General features: G+C 65.2%; 1 pseudogene. It reads left to right on the forward strand.

Annotation, left to right across the window (positions count from 1 at the left end):
- Positions 1 to 50: 50 nt before the first annotated feature.
- A pseudogene (locus CEY15_RS17830) lies at positions 51 to 981 on the forward strand (IS5 family transposase).

Below are 981 nucleotides of genomic sequence, written 5' to 3' on the forward strand. Positions count from 1 at the left end.
CTAGGGCGTGTCTCCCATAGCTGAGCGGTGACCCGCGAGACCGTGGCCGTATGGGTCAGACGAAGTCACGATTTCGCCAGTTCACCGACGAGCAGTGGGAGCGGATAGAGCCCCTGCTGCCCTCCAATGAAGGGCGGCAGGGGCATCCGTTTCGCGACAATCGCAAGGTCGTCGAGGGGATCATCTACCGCTACCGCGCCGGTATTCCCTGGCGGGACCTACCTCGCGAGGAGTTCGGTGCGTGGCAGACCGTGTGGAAGCGTCACGCCCGCTACGCCCGGGACGGGACCTGGGATCGCATCCTGCACGTGATCCTGGCCGATGCCGACGCAGCCGGAAAGATCGACTGGAACGTCTCGGTCGACGCCACCATCTGCCGCGCTCATCAGCACGGCACAAATACAACGCGCCCTGAGCAGGACACAGGGGGCAGGGTCGAATCACAAGAACCGGCCCTTCCGGGACTGTGAACCCGCAGGTCATGGCATCGGTCGCTCGCGAGGAGGGCTGACCACCAAGATTCACAGTGCTGTCGATGGCCGCGGCCGACCGCTGGCGAACGTGATCACCGGTGGGCAACGAAACGACGGCGCGATGCTGGCCGAAGTCCTGGCCGACATCCACGTCCCACGCCACGGCAAGGGCCGACCCCGCACCCGCCCCGACGCGGTGATCGCAGACAAGGCCTACTCGTCTGGCACGATCCGCCGCCAGCTCCGCAGTCGCGGTATCGCCGCTGTCATCCCGGAGAAAAGCGACACCATCGCCGCTCGCGAACGCCGCGGCAGCCGCGGTGGCCGAACCCCGAAACTCGACACTGACCTCTACAAAGACCGAAACGTCGTTGAACGTTCCTTCGCTCTGGCCAAGCAATGGCGAGCGCTGGCCACCCGCTACGACAAACTCGCGATCACTTACCGCGCCGCCGTCACCCTCTGCGCAATTCTCACCTGGCTACGCCGATTGGGAGACACACCCTAG

This window comes from Dietzia natronolimnaea (genome assembly GCF_002289575.1).
GTDB classification, from domain to species: domain Bacteria; phylum Actinomycetota; class Actinomycetes; order Mycobacteriales; family Mycobacteriaceae; genus Dietzia; species Dietzia natronolimnaea_A.